This is a genomic window from Caulobacter sp. SRI_008 (assembly GCF_057586355.1).
The window spans coordinates 33,184-57,903 of record NZ_JBYCZS010000033.1 but is presented as its reverse complement, the minus strand read 5'-3'; the positions used below and the strand labels follow the sequence as shown (position 1 = coordinate 57,903).

Here is a 24,720-nt window from a genome sequence, read left to right as displayed (position 1 = left end):
TTTGGGGGGGGGGGGGGGGCGGAGGGGGTTGGCCCTCCCCAGCGCGGCGCTTACCCCCTCAGTCGGCTTCGCCGACAGCTCCCCCAGAGGGGGAGCATCTTCCAGGCCAGACCACAACACTCTTCAAAGGGGCACTAACACCATGCAGGTCGGCGTCTTCATCCCCATCGGCAACAACGGCTGGCTCATCTCCGAGACCTCGCCGCAGTACATGCCGAGCTTCGAGCTCAACAAGACCATCGTCCAGAAGGCCGAGGAATACGGGCTCGATTTCGCGCTCTCGATGATCAAGCTGCGCGGCTTCGGCGGCAAGACGCAGTTCTGGGAGCACAATCTCGAGAGCTTCACCCTGATGGCGGGCCTGGCGGCCGTGACCCAGAAGATCAAGATCTTCGCCACCGTCGCCACCCTGACCATCCCGCCGGCGATCGTGGCGCGCATGGCCTCGACCATCGACTCCATCGCGCCCGGACGCTTCGGCATCAACCTGGTGACCGGCTGGCAGAAGGCCGAGTACAGCCAGATGGGCCTGTGGCCCGGCGAAGGCCACTACACCGACCGCTACAACTACCTGGCCGAATACGCGACCGTGCTGAAGGACCTGCTGGAGACCGGCGTTTCGGACTTCAAGGGCAAGTACTTCACCATGGACGACTGCCGGGTCAGCCCGCACCCGCAGGACACCAAGCTGATCTGCGCCGGCTCGTCGGACGAGGGCCTGGCCTTCACCGCGCAATACGCCGACTACAGCTTCGCCCTGGGCAAGGGCACCAACACCCCCACGGCCTTCGCCTCGGTCAACAAGCGGCTGGAAGCGGCCGCCGCCAAGACCGGCCGCGACGTGGCCTCGTTCATCCTGTTCATGATCATCGCCGACGAGACCGACGAGAAGGCGCTGGCCAAGTGGCAGACGTACCGTGACGGCGCCGACCAGGACGCCCTGGCCTGGCTGACCAACCAGGCCGCGCCCAACGCGGCGGCGGGCTCGACCACCAACACCGCCCAGCTGGCCGCGCCGGAATCGGCGGTGAACCTCAACATGGGCACGCTGGTGGGCAGCTACGAAAGCATCGCCCGCATGCTGGACGAGATCGCCGAGGTGCCCGGCACCGGCGGCGTGCTGCTGACCTTCGACGACTTCGTCCAGGGCATGGACGACTTCGGCACGAAGATTCAGCCGCTGATGAAGTCGAGGAAGTAGGGCGAAGGCCCCCTCAGTCGCTCCGCGACAGCTCCCCCACAGGGGGAGCATCTTGGCGCTCCGAAGATCCTCCCCCTGTGGGGGAGGTGGCCCGGAGGGCCGGAGGGGGCCGCCGCAGGCGGTCTAGTCCGCCGTCATCATGTCGATGAGCTTCACGCGGAAGATCATCACGCTGTTGGCCGGGATCGGGCCGGCGTCGCGGTCGCCGTAGCCGAGGCTCGGCGGCACGAACAGCGTCCATTCGTCGCCGACCTTCATCTTCGGAATGGCCTCCATCCAGGCCGGCACCAGGCCGCCCAGCGGCGCGATCATCGGATGGCCGCGCTCGAACGAGCTGTCGAACACCGTGCCGTCGACCAGCTTGCCCTCGTAGTGAACCTTGATGATGTCGCCTTCCTTCGGCGACGGCGCGGTCTTCGCGCCCGAGGTCGTGACCTTGTACTGCAGGCCCGACGGCAGGCTGATCACCCCCGGCTGCTTGGCGTTGGCGGCCAGCCAGGCCGTGGACTTGGCCAGGTTGTCGCCAGCGGCGTTGACGGTGACGTCCGGGGCCGGCGACGGCGTCTGGGCCAAGGCCGGACCAGCGGCGAGAATCAACCCCAGGGCGATGAGAGCGGTGCGCATATTCGGCGACTCGTGTTATTTGTGCGACGAAATGTCAGAATAGACATCCGACCGAACGAGAGCACACTAAAAACCGAGGGCTCTCGTTGGTCTGAGAAGAAGAACGGCTGTTTTCTACTTAGACCGTTCTTCGCTCGTCGGGAAGGAAACGTCATGGCCAGGTCTTCTGGCGGCGCGCTGAACGGAGCGCATTGGTGGCAGCGCCATCCGATGTTCGCGCTCTTCGTCGGCTGGGTGGTGATCGGCTCGCTGGCCTTCGCCGCCTACCTGCAATGGGGTCCGCACCTTACGCCACCAGCCTGAAGTCGCCGCCCCCTATCGCGACGGCGCGGCGGCCAGGGCGGCGGCCACCGCCTCGCGCAGCGGCTTGGGCCGATAGTCGTCGTCATAGAGCGTCGGACGCTTGGGGGCCTTGTCCTGGCGCAGCCACTGGTTCTGCAGCCAGGAATATTTGTCGACCAGCCCCCAGGCCAGCAGCTCCCGGGTCTGGCGGTAGTCGAGCATCAAATCGAGATACGCCTTGCCATAGGCCGCCACGGCCGCGTCGCGCTGGGCGAAGTCGACCGGCAGCCCTTTGTCGTGGACGTCGAACTCGGTCAGCGCCAGGTCGTAGCCGAGGCCCGTCACCGCATCGACGAAGGCCCGCCAATCCTTCTCCTGCGGCCGGCCGAAGCCGGTGAAGCTGTCGGCGTTCTCGGCCCCGATGTGGCTCTGGATGCCCAGGGCGTCGACCGGCACGTTCCGCTTCCTGAAGCCCTCCAGCAGCTTGAGCACCCCGTAGCGGTGCTTCTCGTTGCCGGCCTCCCAGCTCATGTAGTCGTTGTAGACCAGCCTTGCCTTGGGGGCTGCCTTGCGGGCGGCGTGGAAGGCCAGGTCCAGCACCGGCTCGACCCCGCCCATGGCGTCGGAGAAGACCGTTCGACGCAGGGCGCCGTCGGCCGGATCGACGGTCTCGTTGACCACGTCCCAGGAATAGACCTGGGGATAGCGGGCGCAGACCCGGTCGATGTGTTCGGTGATCAGGGCCTGCGCCTTGGCGGCGGGCTTGGCCCCGAAGTCGTAACCCTTAAGCCAGCCGGGAAACCACTGCGGGTGATGCCACAGCAGGGTGTGGCCGCGCAGGGCCTGGCCGTGCTCGGCCGCGAAGGCGGCGATGCGGTCGGCGCGCTCGAAGGCGAAGGCCTGCTCGGCCGGCCGCAGCACGTACCACTTCAGCTCGTTCTCAGGCACCAGCGCCCCGCACTCGGACGCCAGCAGCGCGCGGTAGCGGGCGTCCTCGAACGAGCCCGTCAACGATCCGGGCGGACCCGCCCCGACAGCGCTACCGAAGACCAGCCCCTTGGCGGCGGCGAGATCCTTGAGCGCCTTCCCGTCGGCCAGGGCGGGCGACGCCAGGGCGGCCGCGGCCCCCGCTCCGAGCAACAGCTGTCGACGATCGATCATGGGCGGTCTCGCTCAAAAGAAACCGCGCACCGCCAAGGACGATGCGCGGACGAAGTCGGCAGGAAGGCGGACGCGCGGCGGTAAGCTGCCGCGCGTCCCGTCGAAGACTAGAAGCTGGCGCGGAACACGATGGTGTAGCGCCGGTCGTTGACGAACCAGGAGCGGCCCGTCTTCAGCAGGTTGCTGTTGAGCACCTGGGTCGTGCGGGTGGTCTCGTTCAGCAGGTTCACGCCCTGGACGCCGATCTTCATCTTCGGATTGATCGTGTAGAAGAACGATCCGTCCAGTTGGCCCGTCGCCTCGTTCATGATCGGCGCATAGGGCACGATCACGTCGCGGACGGTGAGCAGGAAGTCCGAGCGCCAGTTGTAGGCCAGGCGCGCCGACACCGGCCCCTTCTCGTAGATCGCCGCGAAGTTGACGTTGTGCTTCGAGAGGCCCTGCAGCGGCAGCTTGCTGGTGTCGACCGTGGTGATGCGGCCGGCGGCCACGTCGGGGTCGGTCGCCGACAGCGTGCTTTGCGGCACCCCGCTGCTTTCGATGTAACTGTAGTTGGCGTTGATGCCGAACCCGTCCAGCGGCTTGGGCAGGAAGTCGTAGAACTGCTGGTAGCCGATCTCGAAGCCCTTGACCGTGGCCTTGACGTCGGAGTTGCCGGGCTGGGTGACAACCACGTCGAACGTCGCGCCGTTGTTGGTGAACGGCACACGGCTGGTCCGGTTGTAGGCGACGTCCGTCAGTTCCTTCCAGAAGGCCGCGAAGGTCAGCGAACCGACCGGCGCGAAGTACCATTCCACCGAGGCGTCGATGTTCTTGGACTGGGTGGGCTTCAGATAGGGATTGCCGACGGGGACGTTGCCGCTGGGCACGCCGTTGGTGATGCCGTCGGCGTTGGTGTTGAGGGTCAGGTTGTAGAAGTTGCGGGTCAGGCCGATGTCGGGCGGCGTGATCGTCTTCGACAGGCCCAGGCGATACTGCAGGCCGTGCGGCGCCATGACCTTCAGGTTGAAGCTCGGCAACAGATAGTCGAACGAGGTCCTGACCCGACTGGGCACGAGCGCGCCGTTGGCCCACAGGCGCGAAGCCGCCCGGACCGCCGGCGTCAGCTGGCAGAACGGCGAAGGCGTCTGTCCGACCGGAACCGACGCGCAGTCCAGTTCGGTCGGCAGGCTGGAGACCAGCGGGAAGGCCAGGTAGCCGTCGGCGACGCGCTCGGTCCTGGTGTAGCGCAGGCCGACATTGCCACTGATCTTGTAGTCGCCGGTCACGCCCTTGAAGCGCGCCATCAGATAGGCGGACTCGGTCTGTTCGTTGACCGGGTTGATCTCCTGCGGGCGGAAGGGCGTGCCGGAGACGACGTTGCAGCGCTGCGCCAGCGGCACCCAGTTCTGCGGACAGCCGTTCACCAGGCGCGTGCGCCATTCGTCGCCCACCGACAGGGCGAACTGCGAGACCGCCGCGTAGTTCTCGATCAGGTTCTGCGAATAGAACAGCCGCCCGTCGGAGCCGGTCGGGACGGCGACCTTGCCGCGCATGAAGTTGTCGAAGACGTACTTCTCGATCAGCGCGGTGCTGTCGGTACCGCCTGCGGTGGACGGGTTGCTGTTGATGGCGTCGGTCATCCACACCGGGCCGCCGCTGCCCCAGATCTCGCTGATGACGCCCCAGTTATAGGCCGAGAAGCGGGTGGTCTGGTCACGCTCGGACCAGCGGACGCCGCCCTTGATCGAGTCCAACCAGCTGTCGTTGTCGAACTTGTATTCGACGTCGATCTTGACCGCGTCCTCGGTGCCTTCCGACTGCTCGATGTGGTCCATCGCCGAGCGCCAGAAGCTGTTGTACGGGTCGCTCAGGCTGGTGTGCGCGCCTTGGGCGTAGGACGGGCAGCTGGCGCTGTAGGTCGTGCAGGTGACCACCGAGGTGCCGTTGGCCGGCGGCAGGAAGGTCACGGTCGGCGCGTCCGTGCCGTTCAGGGTGATCGACGCGTTCTGGAACGTCGAACCCCACAGGCCCATGCTGATCGCATCGACCTTGGAATCCACGTGCTGGGCGTCGAACTGGATCCCCCAGTGCTCGTTCGGCGTCCATTTGAAGTTGAAGCCGTAGTCGGTGGTGAGGTTGGTCGTCTGCTCGTCGCGGCGGATGTTGTTCGACTGCAGGCCGTTGATCGGCGTGCGCGGATCAGAGCCGTTCTGGTCGGCGCGCCAGCCGGTGGTGCCGGTGATGACACCGTTCGTGAAGACGCCGTCCTCGTCGAAGGTGAAGGTGGTGCCGGCGGCCGGGCGCGAGTCGCCGTTGCTGGTCACGTTGTCGGTGGCGATCTCGACGGCGTGCTCGGTCCACTTAGTCGTCGACTTCGACCGCAGGTACTGGAACGCGGCCTGCATCGTGCCGTCGTTGCTCCGCCACTGGATGGCGCCGGCCTGGCCCTGGCGCTCGCGCTCGTTGGTGGTCGAGCGGAACGCCGCGCCGCGCGGGAACCACACCCCCTTGGTGCCGTTGCCGCAGTCGCCGGTGGTGACGCCCAGGTTGGTGCGGCAGCCGAAGTTCGACACCTGGATGGCGTCGCTGCGGCTGGCCAGTTCGGAGTTCACGAAGCTGGCGAGGACGCCGATCTCACCGATGTTGGTGTCGAAGCGGTCGCTGTAGAGGAACGAGTAGGTCGGCTTCCACTTCTTGACCATGTCGCCGTAGCTGGCCTCGGCCGACAGCGACAGGATGCGCTTGTTGCTGTCGAACGGCAGGCGCGTGCGCAGGTTCACCGTGCCCGAGATGCCGCCCTCGATCAGGTCGGCCGAGGGGCTCTTGAACACGTCGACGCCGCCCATCAGCTCGGACGGCACGTCCGCGAAGCTGAGGATCCGGCCGTTGTTGGCGGTGAAGGTGTCGCGGCCGTTCAGCTCGGAGCGCACGAAGTTGAGGCCGCGAACCACGACGCCCGAGCCTTCGACCGAGAAGTGGTCGGGGTCCACGCCGGCGGCGAAGCGGTTGATCGACACGCCGGGCACGCGCTGCAGGGCCTCGGTCACCGAGCGGTCCGGCAGGGCGCCGATGTCCTCGGCGGTGATCGAGTCGCCGATGATCTCGGACGACTGCTTCAGCTGCTGGCTGCTCTTGAGGCTCTGCTTGATGCTGGTGACGATCACCTCGTCGACCGTGTCCTCGGTGGAGTCTTTCTTGGCCGCCGTCTGGGCCATGGCCGTCGCGCCGAACACCAGGCTGATCGCCAGCGCCGAGGCCCCGCAGCGCAGGCCGAACTTCAGATTGTCGCCGAGAGTGTGGCGCCCACGGGTCGCGGACGCTCCTTTTGCGGAGCTCATTCTTGTATTCCTCCCCAGTCCCGGTAGCTCGGTAGCGCTACCATTGGTCATATGTCGAGACCATTATTGGTCTGATGATATGGCAAAGGTCGACCACGTCAAGGGCGTTGAAAGAACTCTGCAATCTGACGCAACACAGCGATCAAGCTGCTGTTTTTACTGAGCTATTCAATCGATTAAGCAGCCTGAAAGCGCTTTTCTGGCGAAGACGAGGTGACAAAGGCCGACAGCGCCGTCAATTTACGGCCCGCTTGAAACGGTCAAAAAGGCCGTCCAGACATAAGATCTTCGGGGTGGAAGGGGCTTACCATGTCAGACCAACGGCTGAAGTCCGTGGTCATCGTCGGCGGCGGCACTGCCGGCTGGATGACCGCCGCCGCCCTGGCCAAGACCCTCAGCGCCCAGGGCCTGAAGATCACCCTCGTCGAGTCCGAGGCCATCGGCACGGTGGGCGTCGGCGAGGCCACCATTCCGCCGATCCTGACCTTCAACGCCATGCTGGGCCTGGACGAGCGCGCGTTCATGCGGGCTACCAAGGCCAGCTTCAAGCTGGGCATCGAGTTCGTCGACTGGGGCGCGATCGGCGAGACCTACCACCACCCGTTCGGGACCTTCGGCCTCGACCTGGAGGGCGTGAAGTTCCACCAGGTCTGGCGCAAGTTCGCGAAACAGGCTGGCCCGATCGGCGACTTCAACCTGACCGAGGCCGCCGCCCGACGCTGGCGTTTCGCCCTGCCCGATCCCGATCCGGCCAAGGTGATGTCGAGCCTCAGGTACGCCTACCACTTCGACGCCGGCCTCTACGCCCGCTTCCTGCGCGGCTTCGCCGAGGCCCGCGGCGTCACCCGCGTCGAGGGCCGGATCGCGCAGGTCGACCAGCACGCCGAGACCGGCTTCGTCGAGGCCGTGGTGCTGGAGGACGGCCGCCGGGTGGAGGGCGAGTTCTTCGTCGACTGCTCGGGCTTCCGCGGCCTGCTGATCGGCCAGGCGCTGAAGGTCCCCTACCAGGACTGGAGCCGCTGGCTGCCCAACGACCGCGCCGTGGCCATCCCGTGCGAGCTGGGCGGCGACGGCCTCACCCCCTTCACCCGCGCCACCGCCCGCGAGGGCGGCTGGCAGTGGCGCATCCCGCTGCAGCACCGCATCGGCAACGGCTACGTCTATTCCAGCCATCACGTCGACGACGAGCGGGCGCTCGACACCCTGCTGACCAATCTCGACGGCCGGCCGACCGACGAGCCCAACTTCCTGCGCTTCACGCCGGGCCGCCGCGAGCGGGCCTGGGAGAAGAACGTCTGCTCGATCGGCCTGTCGGCCGGCTTCATCGAGCCGCTGGAAAGCACCAGCATCCACATGATCCAGGCCGGGATCACCAAGCTGCTGGCCCTGTTCCCCGGCCATGGCGTCGATCCGCTGGAGATCGACGAGTACAACCGCCTGACCGCCGAGCAGGTCGACCGCATCCGCGACTTCGTGGTGCTGCACTTCCACGCCACCCGGCGCGACGACACCGACTACTGGCGCTACCTGTCGTCGATGACCGTGCCCGACAGCCTGGCGCGGCGCATGGAGCTGTTCGCCCATCGCGGCCGCTGGTTCCCCTCCGACTACGACCTCTTCCACGAACCCAACTGGCTGGCCGTGCTGCTGGGCCAGGGGATCACGCCGGAGGAGTGGGACCCGCTGGTCGACAGCCTGCCGGACGACCAGGTGCTTCAGCGCCTCTCGCACCTTTCGAGCCTGATCACCCGCACGGCCGAGGCCATGCCCAGCCACGCCGATTTCGTCGCCCGCTACTGCGGGGCCAGCGAAGGAGTTCCCGCATGACGAACGACCGCATCCGCCACGTCGTCATCGTCGGCGGCGGCACGGCCGGCTGGATGACCGCCGCCGCCCTCGGGCGCTTCCTCAAGGACGGGGTCACCAAGGTCACGGTGATCGAGAGCGAGGCCATCGGCACGGTCGGGGTCGGCGAGTCGACCATCCCCCAGATCAACATGTTCAACCGCATGCTGGGGCTCGACGAGGACGACTTCCTGCGCCGCACCAAGGCCACCTACAAGCTGGCCATCGAGTTCCGCGACTGGAAGCAGATCGGCCACACCTACCACCACCCGTTCGGCCCCTACGGCGTCGACATGGAGGGGGTGTCGTTCCACGCCTACTGGCTGCGCTACCAGGCGATGGGCGAGGCCGCCGACCTTTCCGAATACTCCCTGCAGTCGCTGGCCGCCTCGCAGGCGAAGTTCCAGCGCCCGACGGGCCAGAAGAACTCGCCGCTGGGCGACATCGCCTACGCCTTCCACTTCGACGCCGGCCTCTACGCCCGCTTCCTGCGCGACTACGCCGAGGCCCGCCACGTGCGCCGCATCGAGGGCAGGATCACCGACGTCGCCCTGCGCGGAACCGACGGCTTCGTGGAGTCGGTGACGCTGGAGAACGGGACGCTCATTGAGGGCGACCTCTTCATCGACTGCTCGGGCTTCCGGGGTCTCTTGATCGAGGGCGCGCTGAAGAGCGGCTTCGAGGACTGGTCGCACTGGCTGCTCAACGACCGCGCCGTGGCGCTCCCCTGCGCTTCCGGCGGCTCGACCGACCCGGTCACCCGCGCCACCGCCCGCCCCGCCGGCTGGCAGTGGCGGATCCCGCTGCAACACCGTATCGGCAACGGCTACGCCTTCTCCAGCGCGCACATCAGCGAGGACGAGGCCACGGCCTATCTGCTCGCCAATCTCGACGGCGAGCCCCTGGCCGATCCCAACCTGCTGCGGTTCAAGGCCGGCCGCCGCAAGAAGAGCTGGAACAAGAACGTCGTGGCCATCGGCCTGTCGGCCGGCTTCATGGAGCCGCTGGAAAGCCAGAGCATCCACCTGATCCAGGTGGGCATCTCGCGCCTGCTGGCCATGTTCCCCGACCGCCGGTTCCAGCAGCCCGATATCGACCGCTACAACCGGGTGATGACCTTCGAGTACGAGAAGATCCGCGACTTCCTGATCCTGCACTACAAGGCCACCGAGCGCTCGGATACGCCCTACTGGGACTATCTGCGGGAGATGCCGATCCCCGACTACCTGGCCGACAAGATCGCCGTCTTCGAGAGCCACGGCCGAATCTTCCGAGAGAACGAGGAGCTGTTCAACGACACCTCCTGGTTCGCCGTCATGGTCGGCCAGGGGCTCAAGCCCAAGGGCTGGGACCCGATGGCCGACGTCATGAGCGAGGACCTGCTGCGCGCCCGCATGAACGAGATCCGCGCGGTCATCGCCCGCTCGGCAGACACCATGCCCGACCACATGGCCTTCGTGGCCGATCGCGTGCGGCAGGCGGAGGCGGCCTGAAACCTCCGACCGACATCCCGGGCGAAGGCGCCATTTTTCACCGAGCATCCCCGCGAAGGCGGGGATCCAAGCCGAGTCCTTGGACGGCCCACGTCCGCGCCGCATCCTGAAAGCCAGCTTGGATCCCCGCCTTCGCGGGGACAGACGGAGCTGGGGGATCGGCGGATGAGCTCCCCGTCCCCTACCCGCCCGCTTGCCTACCTCTCACGTTATTGATATCGATATCATAAGATCGATAACCAATACGGGCGGAGACGGATGAGCCACGGGAAGACGCGCGCCGCGACGGCGCTGGCCGCGCTGCTGATGCTGGGCGGAACGGCCCTGGCCGGCGAGCTGCGGACCTATCCGGTTCCGCCGCAGCTGCTTTACGCGGCCCACAACGACGACTTCACCGTCCGCGTGCGCGCGCCGGGCGGGCAATGGCGCGACCTCTACGAATACCGGGTGCAGGTCGACACCGACACCAAGCAGAACGCCTCGATGGTCTATTTCGACTTCGACGGGACGGTCGAGCTGGAGGTGATGAAGAACAACGGCCGCTTCGCCGAGGTCTCGGTCGCGCCGCGGTCGAGCGCCGTGAAGCCCCAGCGCCAGGGCCCGGTCCTGCGCATGACCCTGACCAGGCCCGAGCGCTTTTCGCTGCAGTTCGACGACGACCGCCTGCGCAACCTGCACATCGTCGCCGGCGCCCTGCCCCCGCCGCGCCCGACCGGCGGCGACGTCGTCTATTTCGGCCCCGGCTTCCACACCCCGCCGGCGGGCCTCGACTACTTCCCGGTCAAGTCGGGCCAGCGCGTCTATCTCGACGGCGGCGCGGTGCTGAAAGGCGCCTTCGAGCTTTCCGGCGTCAGCGACGTGAAGATCTCCGGCCGTGGCCTGCTGTGGGATCCGGGCCGGGCGATCGACCTGGAGAAGGCCCGCGACGTCGAGGTCTCCGACCTGATCATCGTCAACAACGACCGCAAGGACGCCGCCCGGGTGATGAACATCCGCAATTCCGCGAACGTCAGCGTCAGCCAGCTGACCGGCTTCACCTCCGGCAAGTGGTCGGACGGGATCAACATCTCGACCTCGCGCCACGTGACGGTGGCCGACGGCTATCTGCGGGTGTCGGACGACGCCGTGGTGGTCTACGCGGTCGCCGACTGCCCGCTGTGCCGGACCAAGGCCGCCCAGACCGGCGTTCCCGATCCCAACCCGCCGGGCGACACCTTCGACATCAAGGTCTCGAACATGCGGCTGTGGGTCGACGTCGCCCACGCCCTCTATGTCGGCCACTTCGGCGACAACGCCGACCCGCGCACCATCCGCGACGTGACCTTCGCCAACATCGACGTGGCCAATCTCGACGAGGACGATCCGGACTGGGAAGGCGTGATCGCCGCCTATTCCGGCGACGGCACCCTGATCAGGAACATCACCTTCAGCGACATCCGCGTCGACCGCATCGAGGAGGGCAAGCTGATCAACCTCGTGGCCGGAAACAACCCCCGCTACAACAAGGCGGCGGGGCGCGGGATCGACGGCGTCGTGATCCGCAACGTCGCCTTCACCGGCGAGGGCCTGCCCAGCCCGTCGATCATCCGAGGCCTGTCGGCGACCACCGCCGTCAAGAACGTCACGATCGACAACCTGACCATCGGCGGCAAGCCGATCAAGGCGCCCGAGGACGGCGACATCGCGGTCACCGGCGAGGTGGTGGGGTTGAGGTTCCGGTAGCGATCGTACGTCACTGGCTCCCCCTTAGCCGTCATCCCGGCCGGAGGTCCGCGAAGAGGACCGCAGAGCCGGGACCCAGGGGCCGCCTCACTGCGCTTGGCCCCTGGGTCCCGGATAAGCCCTGCGGGCTTTCCGGGATGACGAGGCTATTGGCCCAGTAGTTCGGATAGCCTGCCGCGCCCTACAGCACCCCAAGCTCGACCAGCGCGTCCTCGCCCGCGGGCGCCAGGATGGCGCGGATCGCCTGCTTCTCCTCGTCCGAGAAGAAGGCGTCGCCACGTCCGGCCACGCCCTTGTTGAGGCGCACGCTCTCCTTGTCGGTGAGGCTGAGCGCCAGGGCCGCGTCGAGTTCAGCCTCGCTGTAGGCGTTGCCCGGATCGACATGGGCGGCGAGCAGGGCCAGGGTCCCGCGCGGGTCGGTGCGCAGCTGTTCGTACTTCAGCCAGAGCGGCGCGGGCCGGCCCTCGGCCAGGCAGCGGCGCTGGTGGTCGAGCCACTGGCCGTAGAACCGCGCGTACCAGAGCGGCGCGATATGCACGAGGCTGTGGCGGCGCTCGCGCGCGTCCATCTCATAGTAGCTGCGGCCCGAATGCAGCAGGGCGTCGTCCATCCGTCGGCCGTCGGCCTGCGCCTTCTCGTGCATGTCGCGCAGGCTGACCAGGGCGTCGAAGATGTTGCGCGAGGCCAGCACCACCGACACCCCGAAGACCTCCAGAATGTCGGTCGCATGGCGGTTGGGGTACATGTGCAGGTGCATCACCGTCGCCTGCGGACGCGGCCCCTGGAAGAGGTGCTGGTTGAGCAGCAGCGGGAAATACGGATCGCGGGAGTGGTCGCAATTGGCGTAGGAGCCGCGCGACAGTCCCGCCTTGTAGTGCTTGCCCAGCAGGTGGACCAGCGCCGTCCGCATGAAGGTGCCGCCGACCTTGGGCGGATAGGACAGCAGGATCTGGCGGTTGCGGGCGCCGGTGCTGCGGATCGCGGCCTTGACCGGCTCGTGGATCTCGCCGTCGGCCGAGGGCAGGGAGACCATCAGTCTGTAGACGGTTTCGTAGATCGACATGCTGACCGCTTTCCCGGCCGCCGACTGCGGCCTCACGGGTCAGTTCAGTCTGGTTTTGAGTCCCGCGGATGTGCGCCCGGTTACGGCGAACAGCCGGAGCATGTCGGCCCCCATCGGGCGTATCGAATGCGTTTCAGGCGAGCCCCTCCCCCCTTATTCCGGCCAAGAAAGGGCGCCGTCTCGTGGACGGCGCCCTGCCCTCGGGAAGGGAAAGCCCGGTCTGGCGCTAGCCGCCGAACTTGTAGCGCAGGCTGATCCCGTAGACCCGGCCGTTCATGAAATACTGGCGCAGGACGTCGGTGTCGTAGCCGTTGTCCGGCTCGCCGACGTAGCGGATCGGGGCCTTGTTGGTCAGGTTCGAGGCCGTCAGCGACAGGGTGAGATCCTCGCGCAGGTTGAGGTTCACCGAGGCGTCGAGCAGGCCGTAGCCCTTCAGGTAGCGGCCGTCGATCGGGTTGGCGGCCACGCCGAACAGCACGTAGTCCGAGCGGTAGGTGTAGACGAGCCGCGCCGAGACGATCTTGTTCTCGTACAGGCCCGCCAGGCTCCAGTTCTGGTCCGACTGGAACGGCTGGCGCACCTTGACGACCTTGCCGTTGATCAGGATCGGCAGCTCGGTCTTGACCCAGGTGTAGGACCCCTGGACCCCGAAATCGTGCAGGAACTCCGGCACGAAGTCGTAGTCGAAGAAGGTCTGGGCCGCGAACTCCACGCCCTTGGCGAAGCCGGGGTCGGCGTTCTGGGTCTGGGTGATGCGGAACTGGCCGGTCGGGCAGTTGTTGGGCGTCACGCCGGTATAGGGCTGCGAGGTCGCCACCGTCTGGCAGCTCTCCACCCCGATCGGGAAGCCGTCGACCTTCTTGTAGAAGGCGGCGGCCGAGACGTAGCTGGTCGAGCCGAAATACTTCTCCAGCGACAGGTCGTAGCTGTAGGCGCGCAGCGGCTGGAGATTGGCGTTGCCCTGGCTGCCCGTGCCGCTGGTCAGGTTGACCGACACGGTCGGGTTGATGTCGCCGACGCTGGGCCGGGTCAGGCCCTTGCCGAAGCCGAAGCGCAGCAGCAGGTCGTCCTGGATGTAGCCGGTGACGTTCAGGGTCGGCAGGACGTCGGTATATTCGTTGCTCTTGGTGTTGGGGACGATGACCGAGGTCGTCCCGCTGGTGTCGGTGACCCGGGCCTCGGCTTCGAGGTTGGTGCGCACCACCCGCACGCCGGCGTTGCCGCGGATGCGGTCGTCGAGGAAGGCGAAGTCGACCACGCCGTAGGCAGCCAGGGTCTCTTCCACCGCCTTGCGGCGCGACAGCAGCACTTCGGGCAGCGAGTCCTCCGAAGGGATCCCGGCCAGGGCGAAGCGGTTGCGGACGTTGTCGCCCAGCAGGGCGTCGGGCGAGAAGGTCAGGAAGCCGCCGGAATAGCCGGCCTCGCCGTCGAACCAGTTGGTGTGCGAACCCTCGACGAGGTCCTGCACGGTCGAGGCCAGTATGCCGTTCGACTGGGTGGCGGTCAGGGCCAGGCCGTCGGTCGTCAGGTTCTTGCCGCTGAAGGAGTAGTTGTAGAACTTCGACTTCTTCCGGTAGTAGCGCGCGCCGAACTTCACGTCCTTGATGAAGCTGTCGTGGATGCGCAGCTTGCCGTCGAACTGGGCGGCCAGGCCGGCGTCGTCATAGACGTTGTTGGTGCCGTTGGCGTAGTTGACCAGCACCCAGTTGGCCGGATTGGCCAGGTCCGGACCGCTGATCGACACGGTCTGCGGCGTGCCGATCGAACGCTTCACATCCCAGGTCAGGCCCGCTTTCGGGGTCATGGTCACCGAGCGGTTGTCCTGGCTCTGGTCGGCCTTCACGTAGGAGAGGTCGGCCTTCAGGTCGAGGTCGTCGGTCGGCGACCACTTGGCGCCGCCGGCCAGGATCCAGGTCTCGTACAGACGATGCTCGTCGCCGCCGATCGAGCTGAAGGTCGAGCCCAGGAGCGTGCCGCTGGCGAAGCGCTGGCCGGCCAGCACCTCGTCGGTCCCGCCGTTGCTGTTGCGGTTGGCCAGGCCCTCGGTGGTGCTGAAGCCCGTCGTCGTCAGCCCCTGGACGTAGCGGCTGTCCGAGCCATTCAGGAACCGATAGCTCTGGTGGTAGAGGTAGGAATTGTAGTTGCCGTCGACATAGAACTCGAGGCCCGGGCGCACCTTCCACTGGAAGGCGCCGGCGAAGCCCTTGCGGGTCCTCTGGATGTCCTCTTCGTTGATGTTGATCTGCACCCCGGCCATGTTGACCAGGTTGGCGCGATCGGTCGCCGACATGGCCAGGGCCTGGGCGTCGGTCACCCCGATCAGGCACGAAATGTCGGAGCGGCCGGTGTAGCTGGCGTTGTAGGCCGAGCCCAGATTGGTCGCGTTGCAGTCGCCGCTGTCGGCCCGCGCCACGCGGCGCAGGTTGGTGCCGCCGGGGCCCGGGGCATTGTCCGAGCGGTTCCAGCTCTTCTGGTAGTTGGCGCCGAGCAGCAGGCCCATCTCGCCGTCGCCCACGTCCCACTTGTGCGAGACCAGGCCGAAATATTCCGGCTGCATCTGCTGGACCATGTCGTTGTAGCGGCCCGAGATCGCCACGCTCCCCGACATCTTGGGCAGGTCGAGCGGCCGGCGGGTCTTGATGTCGATCAGACCGCCGATGCCGCCCTCGATGTGCTCGGCCGAGGGGTTCTTGTAGACGTCCAGGCCGGCGATCATGCCGGGGATGGCGCCCTCGATGTTGAACTCGCTGCCGCCGGCGGTGAAGTAGGAGCGGCCGTCCACCTGCGAGGCGGTCTGACCCGACAGGCCCCGAATGGTCAGGCCCGAGCCGACGCCCACGGGCGAGGCGCCCTCGCCGCCGTAGCGATAGCCCTGCACGCCCGGGATCCGGGTCAGGGTCTCCGCGACGTTGGGATCAGGCAGCTTGCCGATGTCCTCGGCGCGGATGGAGTCGACGACCTCCATCGTGTTCTTCTTCACCTGCACGGCCGACTGCAGGCTCTGGCGGATGCCGGTGACGACCACCGCCTCGACGGTGTCCTCGGCGGCCGGCGCGGCCGTGGTCGTCTGGGCATGAGCCAGGCCGGCCGCGCCCAGGACGACGGCGGCGGTCGATGCGGTCAGCAGCAGCCGCGCGCGGAATTCGGTTCGCATGGTTTCCCCTCCTGCGAGACCTGCGCCCGATAAGCTAGCGCGGTCCGTCTGGTCCCGCTTGCGCGGGCTCTCCTGTTGGCGTCGGGCGCTTGGCGCGCCCTGTTTCACTCCCGAGCAGGCGGCGCGCTCGAACGGCGCGCCTTACCGGCTACATCTCAATTGTTATCGATATCATCGTTAGCTGGCAACTCTTTTGTCTGACAAATGCGACAATAGGTCTCAGAGGTTTCTCAGCGCGGCGGAAGCGAGCGCCGGGCCAGGGCGACGTCGCCCTCGCAGGCCTTGGCGGCGCCGTCGATCCTGACCGTCTTCGCGCCATCGCAGGCCAGGCGGACGGCGTAGGTCGGCTGGCCCTGGATGCTGGCCTCGACGCCCTGCCCGGTCCGGGTCTTGACCACGAAGGCCTTCGACAGGCTGTCCAGCTCCACCTTGCCGTCACGGCGCAGATAGCTGCCGTCGGCCACGAACCACCGCCTGGGCTTCTGCGGCGAGCCGCCCTCCGGATAGGTCAGGGCGAGAAGGTAGGCGTCAGTCTGCCAGCCGCCGAGCTCGGCGTTGGCGTTGCGGTGGCGGATGCGGCCGTCGGCCAGCAGGTTGAGATAGACCTCGGTCACCTCGCCCTTCTGGGTGATCCGCGTCATCAGCCAGTCCTTGCCCTCGACCCGCTCGATCTTCGGCGCGGGATCAGGACCATTGGGCGTCAGGGCGACGACGAACTTGGTGCGGTCGGTGACGCCCGGCGCCTGCAGGCGCAGATAGGCTTGCGCCTCGTCGGGCGCATGGTCCTTCAGCCCCTTGCCCTCGGCCATCCGCAGCAGCTCGGGATAGTCGCTGAACAGCCCGCCGTCCGGCAGGGTCTGCGGAAACAGCGGTCGCACGGCGACCTCGGCCTCGCCGTTCTTCACGGTGATCACCTGGCCCTGGCGCCTGGCCTCGCCCTCGTAGTGCAGCAGCCACTCGAACCGGCCGGGCTTCCAGCCTTTCAGGTCGTCGATGACCAGGATGGTGTCGCCCACCCACAGGAAGCTGCGGTACTTGCGCTCGAAGGTCGCCGCGTTCGGTCCCGTGGCGTCGGCCCAGACAAAGCGCAGGTCGCCGGCGTCGACCAGGTGATCCACCCGCCCCACGAAGTGCGAGCCGTTGTAGGTGGTGCTCTCCGGCTCGGCCTGGCCATCCAGCGTCACGACGTTGTGGGCCACGCTCTGGCGATAGTAGCCGTCGTATTCGGGCCGGGCGTAGCTGCTGTTGCCGGAGTCGATCAGCAGCTGCTTGCCCTTGTGCCAGAGGATGAAGCTGCCGGCGTCGGCGTGGTTGTGGTTCCAGGTGAAGCCCGAGCGCAGCGCCAGGAAGGTCGCGTCCGGTGCCCAGGACGAACGCATCGTCGCCGCGCCCAGGTCACCGTCGATCCAGCTGGTCGGCAGGCCCGGCCCCTTGCCGACCGAGGCCCAAGTCTTGAGCGAAGGCCACTGCACCAGGTTCTCGGGCTCGGCGAAGACGTCCTGCTTGGGATCGGGGCGCACGGTGTTCAGATACCAGAGGTAACGCGCCTGCTGGTCGCCCGTGGCCCACAGGTTGGCGATGGCGCTGGCGCCGCTGGAGGTCGGATTGCCGTCGCCGAAATTGGTCGACAGGAAGCCGCCGGCGGTCGGGTAGAGGTTCTGGATGAAGTAGTCGCCCAGCCCCGCCAGGCGCGGCGTCGCCGCCGGCTTTTCCTTGAAGGCGTCCAGCCAGGCGCGCTTGAAGCGCAGATAGCCCTCGGCGGCGAAGTCGGCGTAGTTGACGCTCTCGACGAAGGCACCGTTCGAGGCGAAGTGCTGCGGCTTGGTCTCGATGGCGCTGCCGTCATAGTTGGCCCACTCTTCGGCCGCCTCGTCGATGCGGCGGATCCAGGCGTCGGCCTGGGGCTCGTCGGTCTTGATGGCGATCGCCGCCACGCCCGCGCCGAAGACGATGTGGCTGAACCAGTTGTGGCCCATGGTGTCGAGGCTGTGGATCCGCTCCCTGCCGTCGACCCAGTCGTTCAGGGTCGGGGCGATCGCGCCCTTGACCAGGGCCTTGGCCAGGCGGGCGCGCTCGGCCGGGGTCAGGGCGTCGTGGATGGCGTCGAACGTCAGGCCATAGGTGTAGGCGCTGGTGCCCATGCCCAGGTCGGAGTTCCACACCGGGTCGCGGGCCAGCAGCGGCTTGTCGGTCACCCAGTTGGCGCGGCCGGCATAGATGTCGAGCAGGGCCTTGGCGCGGTCGGCGTACTTGCGCTCGCCGGTCATGCGGTAGGTCAAGGACAGGCCCATCAGCGCCGCGTTCAGCTCGCGGTCGTTGGCCGGCTTGCGCGCCAGGGCCGCGTCGGCGTCAGCTTTCGCCTTGGCCCAGGCGGCTTTAGCGTTCGGATCCTCGGCGACGCGGGCCTTGAACTGGGCGACGTGGGCGTCGCTGAAGGTCAGGTAAGGATGGCCCGACTTCAGGGTCTGGGCGCTGGCGGCTCCCGCCACGAGACAGGCCGCCAGGGCCAGGCCGGACACCGTCAGCTTCATCAGGCTCTTCACGCGCAACACTCCCCGCAAGCTCTTCCGGCTCGTGATTATGATATCGATATCAGAACAAGGCGCAAGCCGCCTCAGGCCAGGGCCAGGTTCACCGCCATCGACCGCCGCACGCCCGGGCTGCGGAACGGGTAGACGCAGTGCAGCATCCACGACGGCCACAGGTAGAAGTCGCCGACCACCGGCTTGACCGTGAACAGGTTCTTGACCCCTACGGCGCTGCGGCTGTCGATGAACTGCAGGCAGCCGGCGGTGTTCTGGCGGGCCTTGTCGGCCGCGAACTCGGCTTCGTAACCGGGCGGCACCCGCAGGAAGCCGACGCTGGAATAGAGACAGCCCTGGTGGAAATGGGCCGGGTTGTAGTCGCCGGCGACCATGTCGTTGATCCAGCCTTCCTTGATCTCGATGCGCAGCTTTTTCGCCTCGAGCTCCTCGGTGCGCTCGTAGTCGGAAAAGTGCATCAGGGCGTTCTCGCACCGGTAGGTGAAGGTGCGGGCCACGTCGTAGAGGAAGTCGGCCAGCTCGCCCGTCTCGCGGATCACGTCGGTGAAGCGGATCTCGGTGCTGACCGCCCCGGCCAGATGGGCCGACCAGTCGCGGGCGGCGACCTCTTCCCGGGTGGCGACGATCTCGTCGATGCGGGCGTTCAGGCGCTCGACCAGGGCCGGCGGGATCGTCGCCTTGATGATCGTCGGGCTGAACGGCGCGACCAGCCGCAGGTCGTGATCGTGGGTCATGGCCTACCGCCCCGGCGACCAGATCACCGCCGTCGCGCCCGGCGCCAGGGTCAGGCTCGCGGCGTCCGGCGCGATCTTGCGCCTGGTGACCAGATCGGTCCGCTCGCCCGCCGCCTTGGGCAGGGCGACGACCACCGCCTTGGTCCCGGCGTTCATGGCGATGCGGTAGGGACCATAGGTGGCCTCATAGTACTGGCCGCGGCCGGCATAGGGATTGTCCTGGTCCTTGTAGCGGGCCTCGGGCGGCCCCTTGGCCACTGGCAGGACCTCGCCCTCCAGCGCCGCCGGCGCCTCGCCCGGATAGGCGACGATCGGGATCGAGCCGGCCGAGATGTGCGGCGTCGCCCGTCGCACGCAGGTCCTGCCGCTGGGCTCGAAGTCCACCCGCGCGGCGATGGTGGCGATGCGGTCGATGGTAGGGGTCTGGTAGTGAAAGCGCGCCAGCCGGTTCACCCCGCAATTGGCCCGCCAGTAGAGCGAGGCGTAGAGCACCTCGTCGCCGTTCTTGATCGCCACCACCCCGTCCTCGGGATCGGCGAACACGAAGTCGGGCTGGCCCGGGGTCATCGGCAGCTTCACGCTCGACTTGGGCCAGGCCTTCACCGCCAGCCATTCGTCATAGGCGTCGAGCAGGCCGATGGTGGTGCGCTGGTTCCTGTCCTTCAGGCGGTCGCGCAGCACGGCGTAGTACTGGCCGTCGTCCAGGGCCTGGCGGGCGATGGCCATCAGCCGCGGATCTCGGGTGGCGACGGCGACCTGGAACGGCGTGTTGTCCCAGCCCGACTTCTGCACATAGGTGGTCGCGCCGGGATAGACGGGATCGCGCCAGCCGATCGGCGCCTCCAGCAGCATGGTCGCCGCGCCCTCGGCGTCGATCCCCGGATAGCGGAACGGCAGGCGCGCCCGGGCCATCTTCAGCAGTTGGTCGCGCAGCGCCGGATCGCCCTGCCCGCCCGGCCCCGGCGCGGTTGCCAGGTAGACGCCCGCCGCCCAGTCGAGGATCTCGCCGTAGCTGCCCACATAGCCCAGCTCCTTGGAGAGCCCGACGTCGGTGAACAGCTTGTAGCCGTCCGCCGAGCGGAAGCCGCCCGTATCGGCGGCGGAACTGGAGAAGGTCGGCTTGCCGGCCTCGTCGAGGCTGCCGCTCCAGGGCGAAAGACCCATCGACTCGTAGAGGAACCTGCGCATCTGCGGCTCGGGCCGCGCCAGCGGACTGGCCAACGCCCGCAGGCCCTCGTTGCTCCAGTAGATCCCCTGCAAATCGACGATCATCGACTGGTTGGTGTAGAGTCGCCTGTGCGTCAGGGCGTAGCGCAGCCCGGCGTCCAGCATCCGGGCGTAGGCCTCGCGGCGGCTGCCCTGCCCGCCCTCAACCGGTGCATCCAGATAGGGCGCGACGTCGGCGCCCAGCAGGCGCAGCACCTTGCCGTAGGGCCCTAGCACCTCCCAGTCGGGATTGGTGCGCGAGCCGTCGACGAAGACGCTGGTCGGATCGGCCTGGAACCGCAGGGCATAGGCGTCGCCGGCTAGCACCAGCTTCTTCAGCACGGCCGGGTTCTTGTAGGCCCTGGTCCAGTCCAGGCGATAGGCGCGGGCCAGGAACTGGGCCTCGAGCAGCTCCACCGGCCCCGGCTGGGCCAGCTTGCGCTCGATCTCGCGGTTCACGCGGACCTTCAACTCGTCCAGCACCTCGGGACCTGCGGTCGGCGCGGCCGCCAAGGGCGGCGCCTGCCCGGGCGCATCCCCGCTGTCGAGGAACGGATCGGCGTGGACGTAGAGCGCGTAGATCGGCCGCGAGGCCTGGGCCATCGGCTTCTGGAAGCTCTCGAACTTCTGGGTGTAGACCGCGAAGGGCCCGCTGGCGCGGATGGCGCAGTCCAGCCGCGAACGGCCCCTAGTCAGGGTGATCGGCAACGGGAAGGTGCGGTAGGTGAAGCGCCCGGCGAAGGGCGGGGCCTGTGTTCCGATGTCGAGGATCTCGACGTCGCCGAGGTGGCGATAGCCGACCTGCCTGCCGTCGCAGAACAGCACCAGCTTGCCGTCATTGACGTCGCCGCCCCACAGCCGGATCGAGGCGTAGTTCTGGATCGCCGGATCGACCGCCAGGCTGAATTTCAGCTCGCCGCTGAAGCGCTCGCCCGGCGCCGCGGGCGGCAGCCGGCGTGCCGCAACGCCCAGGCCGCCGGTCACCAGCTCCGAGGCCTTGGTATCGACCGCGTGGGCGGTCTCGGAGGCCGCGTCGCCGAAGGTGATCCTGTCGATCAGCGGGGTCGCGGCCTGGGCCTGAACCGCCAGGAAGCCGAGCAGAGCGCCGGCGCCGAGGATCAGTCGATGTCGGGTCATGCGCGCCGCTCGTGCCTGGAGGAGAAATGGCGAAGCGGGGGACCGGAGAACCAGTCCCCCGCCACGGGCCTTTAGAACTGCGTCCGGACGGTCAGCCAGACCGAGCGCGGGGCGTTGCGCTTGATCAGGAAGCCCGACTCCGGCAGCTGCTCGACGACGTCGTAGACCTGCACGTTGGTCGGAAGGTTGGAGCTGATCATCGCGTCGTAGGCCGAGATGTACTGGTCGTTCAGCACATTGCGGACATCGAGGGTGATCAGGGTCTTGTGGTCCTTCAGGCCCTCGTACTGCACCGAGACGTCGAGGTTCTTCTGCTCGGGCAGATAGCGATGGTCGAGCGAGTTGGTATTGACCTTGCGCACGTCCATCCAGCGGTGGCGGGCGTTGAAGCGGAAGTCCTTGTAGCGGTACGAGACCGTGTTGCTGACCGTCCACTTGGGCGAGCGCGCCAGGATGCCGGAGTCGACGCGCAGCACGTCGTCGGCCGCGCCCAGGCCGTTGGCCCCGACGTTTAGCCAGTTATAGGCCTCGGTGGTCTTGCCGTTCAGATAGGTCACCGAGGCGTCCCACGACAGATTCCGGGTGATCTTCCACTTGGTCCAGCCCTCGACGCCGCGCGTGAAGTACTTGTTGAAGTTCTCGGGCAGCAGGTAGGTCGAGACGTTGTCGGTATCGATGCCGGTCGGATAATCGTTCACGGCGAAGTTCTGGTAGAAGTAGGTGATCTGGCCGTTGAACCGGCGATCGCCGAAGGTATAGGCGGCCTCGTGGCCCTTGATGTAGGCCGTCGGGCCTAGCGGGCGCACCAGGGTCGCCGCCGTCGAATAGCGGTTGATGATGCCCATCGACGGCTGCTTGGCGTCGGTATAGCGGTAATAGATCTTGTTCCGGCTGTCGAAATTGTAGCCCAGCGCCACGCTGTAGTCGAAGAGCCCCAGGTCCTTGTCAGCCCCGATCACCTTGGCCGCCGTCCTGGTCATGTAGACGTTGTCGTAGACCGTCAGCGGATCGCCATCGAGGCCGCCGTTGGTCAGCGAGCTGGCGCCCGAGTTGCGGGTGTCCCAGGTCTCCGACGAGGTGCGGGCGTGGAAGTACTGGTACTTGATGCTGGCGTTGAAATCCCAGTGCTCGTTCGGCGCCCAGGAGAAGCCGGCATAGGGCGACAATTCCATGATCCGCGCGCGCTGCGAGACGGTGGTGAACAGGCCGCTGCCATATGAGCCCCAGCCGCCGGCGTCGGTCAGCTGATAGCTCGTGCCGCCGTTGGTCACGTACTTGACGTTCAGGTTCTGCACCTGGCCGTCGGCCCAGGCCGACACCCCCAGGCCGTTGGCCCAGTTGTCGTTCACCTGCTCCGAGCGCGAGACGTAGAGGCCGCCGTTCACGCTCCAGGTCTCGCCGCGATAGGTGGCCGTGAAGTTGCCCATGTAGTCGACGGATTCACGGTAGTTGTCCTCGGCTCGGGTCAGCAGCACCAGGTCCTGCGAGCTCGTGCCGGTCGGCACGGTGCCCGAGTTGTAGCTGCCGTCGGCGCTGGGGATGGTGGCCGTGACCAGGCCGCCGCGCATGTCGATATCGCGGTTGGGCAGGGTGTTGCCGACGATGCACAGGCTGGCGGTCTGGAAGGTGGTGGCCGTCACCCGCGGGCAGGCCACGCCCGTGCGATAGTTGGTCCCCAGCTGCGAACCGGCCACGTTGTTGGCCACGCGGGCCACTTCCTGGCCGGCGGCGTTGGTGAACACGTAATAGCCCGGCGTGCGGTCCAGATTGTTGATGTTGAGGCCGAAGCGCTCGCGCGTCGCCGCCGCCGAGCCCAGCGATGCCAGGCCCTGGGGCTTGTAGGACTGCCCGCGATAGGTCGACTTCTGGATCCGCGCCGAGCCCGTGAAGGTCAGGCGCTCGCCCATGTCGTGGTTCCAGCGCAGGCCCAGGGCGTCCTGCTTGTAGCGATAGCCCGCCGACGGATCGAGGCTGTGCGTGCCGCTGGTGAAGTAGTTCGGCACCGTCTGCTTGCCGCCGTTCATGAACAGGTTCACGTCGCGGCCGAAGCCCGGGATCTCCTGGGGATCCTCATAGCCGTAGGTCGGCTGCTGGAAGGTGGTCAGCTCGGCGTTGGTGTCGTCCAGGTGCTTGTAGATGACGTTGAACGAGCCGCTGCCGTTGGCGGTGTCGTAGTCCTTGTACAGGTTCACCTTGAACTGGCCGCCGTGGTTCAGGTCGAAGCCCGGATCCACCTGGCCGTTCGAGCGGCGGTAGAAACCGCTGACGCCCAGCCCCATGTCGCCGGCGTCGTTGACCCAGCCATAGGCGGCGTCGACCTGCTTCCACGACAGGTGCAGGTCTTCGCCCTCGAAGCCCACGCGGGTCTGGATCATGCCGCCCGGCTTCACCTTGCCGGTGATGTAGTTGAAGGTCGAACCGATGCCGGTGGTGACGCCCGTCGCCGACGAGCCGCCGCGAACCGACTCCACCCGGCTGGTCGAGATGTCGGCGCGGTAGAAATAGCCGTCCTGGAAGCCGCTGAACTTGAACGGCACGACCGGCAGGCCGTCCTCCAGGATCGTCGTCCAGAAATAGCCCGAGGTGTTGGCCCCGGTGCCGATGGTCATGCCGCGGGTGAAGACCTCGTTGCGGGCCACGCCGTCGTTGGACTCGACCACCACGCCGGGCATGTCGCGCAGCATGTCGTCGGCGCTGATCGGCGTGAACTTGCTCATGTCGTCCTCGTTCAGCACCGAGAACGAGACATTGGCCTTCTTGGCGGCCGTGCCGACCATGACGCCGGTGACCAGCACCTCGTCGACGGCCGTGGGCTCGACCGTCTCGACCGGCGCGGCCTTAGCGGCGGCGGCCGGCGCCGTCTTCGTCGCCTCGGTCGCGGCCTGGGCGTGCGCGGCGGCCGCGACCGACATCGCGCTCGCGCCGGCGGCCAGGGCCAGAACCATGTGAGAAACCTGCAGGGCGCGGTTGCATCCGCGCTTAGGGCCGAGACCAGCCATCCTATCCTCCCCTTCGGACTTTCAGCCCGGCCTCGCCTCGCGGCGGGGCCGGCGCGCCGACCGCCTTGTCGTTTTCGAGAGCGCCCCAGGCGCCCCGATCGGCTTGTTGTTATCGATATCAGCGCATTTTGAACGCTGTCAACGGGATTTCGGCGCCGACATGTCGGAAACATTCACACCACATGATCGCGCAATGAACGGCGCTGTCTCAGCTATCCTGACAGCTTTCGATCAGC

General features: G+C 67.2%; 14 protein-coding genes. 5 read left to right on the top strand and 9 right to left on the bottom strand.

Annotated features, from left to right (window positions below; all coding sequences use genetic code 11):
* The first annotated feature begins 142 nt into the window (after positions 1 to 142).
* Positions 143 to 1,201 carry a pyrimidine utilization protein A gene (gene rutA, locus AC2YHT_RS23225; RefSeq protein ID WP_487292207.1) on the top strand — a complete coding sequence of 353 codons (1,059 nt, stop codon included), beginning with the start codon at positions 143 to 145 and terminating at the stop codon, positions 1,199 to 1,201.
* 123 nt (positions 1,202 to 1,324) lie between these two features.
* On the opposite strand, the gene AC2YHT_RS23220 is transcribed toward rutA, so the two are convergent.
* The gene (locus tag AC2YHT_RS23220) at positions 1,325 to 1,825 is read right to left on the bottom strand and encodes an FKBP-type peptidyl-prolyl cis-trans isomerase (protein WP_487292206.1); all 501 of its coding nucleotides are present in this window, start codon (positions 1,823 to 1,825) and stop codon (positions 1,325 to 1,327) included.
* A gap of 153 nt (positions 1,826 to 1,978) precedes the next feature.
* Here AC2YHT_RS23220 and AC2YHT_RS23215 point away from each other — a divergent pair, with 153 nt between their 5' ends.
* Positions 1,979 to 2,128 carry a hypothetical protein gene (locus tag AC2YHT_RS23215; RefSeq protein WP_158285856.1) on the top strand — a complete coding sequence of 50 codons (150 nt, stop codon included), beginning with the start codon at positions 1,979 to 1,981 and terminating at the stop codon, positions 2,126 to 2,128.
* 12 nt (positions 2,129 to 2,140) lie between these two features.
* Here AC2YHT_RS23215 and AC2YHT_RS23210 read toward each other — a convergent pair whose 3' ends face one another.
* Together AC2YHT_RS23210 and AC2YHT_RS23205 are read right to left on the bottom strand one after the other, a co-directional pair.
* Entirely contained in the window at positions 2,141 to 3,268 is a 1,128-nt protein-coding gene (locus AC2YHT_RS23210; RefSeq protein WP_487292205.1) for an endo-1,4-beta-xylanase, read from the bottom strand.
* A 107-nt stretch (positions 3,269 to 3,375) separates the two neighbouring features.
* Positions 3,376 to 6,588 (bottom strand): TonB-dependent receptor, encoded by a 3,213-nt coding sequence (locus AC2YHT_RS23205; protein ID WP_487292204.1) that lies wholly within the window; start codon positions 6,586 to 6,588, stop codon positions 3,376 to 3,378.
* Positions 6,589 to 6,897: 309 nt separating this feature from the next.
* On the opposite strand from AC2YHT_RS23205, the gene AC2YHT_RS23200 reads away from it, so the two are divergent.
* From AC2YHT_RS23200 to AC2YHT_RS23190, 3 genes are all read left to right on the top strand, one after another.
* On the top strand, positions 6,898 to 8,415 hold the full coding sequence (locus AC2YHT_RS23200; RefSeq protein ID WP_487292203.1) for a tryptophan halogenase family protein: 1,518 nt from the start codon (positions 6,898 to 6,900) through the stop codon (positions 8,413 to 8,415).
* Positions 8,412 to 9,926, top strand: coding sequence for a tryptophan halogenase family protein (locus tag AC2YHT_RS23195; protein ID WP_487292202.1), 1,515 nt, complete (start codon positions 8,412 to 8,414; stop codon positions 9,924 to 9,926). Before AC2YHT_RS23200 ends, AC2YHT_RS23195 begins: the two co-directional genes overlap by 4 nt.
* Positions 9,927 to 10,184: 258 nt before the next feature.
* Positions 10,185 to 11,648 carry a glycosyl hydrolase family 28 protein gene (locus AC2YHT_RS23190; RefSeq protein WP_487292201.1) on the top strand — a complete coding sequence of 488 codons (1,464 nt, stop codon included), beginning with the start codon at positions 10,185 to 10,187 and terminating at the stop codon, positions 11,646 to 11,648.
* Positions 11,649 to 11,829: 181 nt separating this feature from the next.
* On the opposite strand, the gene AC2YHT_RS23185 is transcribed toward AC2YHT_RS23190, so the two are convergent.
* From AC2YHT_RS23185 to AC2YHT_RS23160, 6 genes are all read right to left on the bottom strand, one after another.
* Positions 11,830 to 12,711: a sulfotransferase family protein gene (locus AC2YHT_RS23185; RefSeq protein ID WP_487292200.1), complete on the bottom strand. Its 882-nt coding sequence runs from the start codon at positions 12,709 to 12,711 to the stop codon at positions 11,830 to 11,832.
* 226 nt (positions 12,712 to 12,937) lie between these two features.
* On the bottom strand, positions 12,938 to 15,865 hold the full coding sequence (locus tag AC2YHT_RS23180; protein ID WP_487292199.1) for a TonB-dependent receptor: 2,928 nt from the start codon (positions 15,863 to 15,865) through the stop codon (positions 12,938 to 12,940).
* Between the two features lie 230 nt (positions 15,866 to 16,095).
* On the bottom strand, positions 16,096 to 18,408 hold the full coding sequence (locus tag AC2YHT_RS23175; RefSeq protein ID WP_487292198.1) for a heparinase II/III domain-containing protein: 2,313 nt from the start codon (positions 18,406 to 18,408) through the stop codon (positions 16,096 to 16,098).
* A gap of 71 nt (positions 18,409 to 18,479) precedes the next feature.
* Positions 18,480 to 19,142, bottom strand: a complete 663-nt coding sequence (locus AC2YHT_RS23170) for a putative 2OG-Fe(II) oxygenase (RefSeq protein ID WP_487292197.1) — start codon at positions 19,140 to 19,142, stop codon at positions 18,480 to 18,482.
* A gap of 3 nt (positions 19,143 to 19,145) precedes the next feature.
* Positions 19,146 to 21,485, bottom strand: a complete 2,340-nt coding sequence (locus AC2YHT_RS23165) for a hypothetical protein (protein WP_487292196.1) — start codon at positions 21,483 to 21,485, stop codon at positions 19,146 to 19,148.
* A 71-nt stretch (positions 21,486 to 21,556) separates the two neighbouring features.
* On the bottom strand, positions 21,557 to 24,484 hold the full coding sequence (locus AC2YHT_RS23160) for a TonB-dependent receptor plug domain-containing protein (RefSeq protein WP_487292195.1): 2,928 nt from the start codon (positions 24,482 to 24,484) through the stop codon (positions 21,557 to 21,559).
* Positions 24,485 to 24,720: the final 236 nt, after the last annotated feature.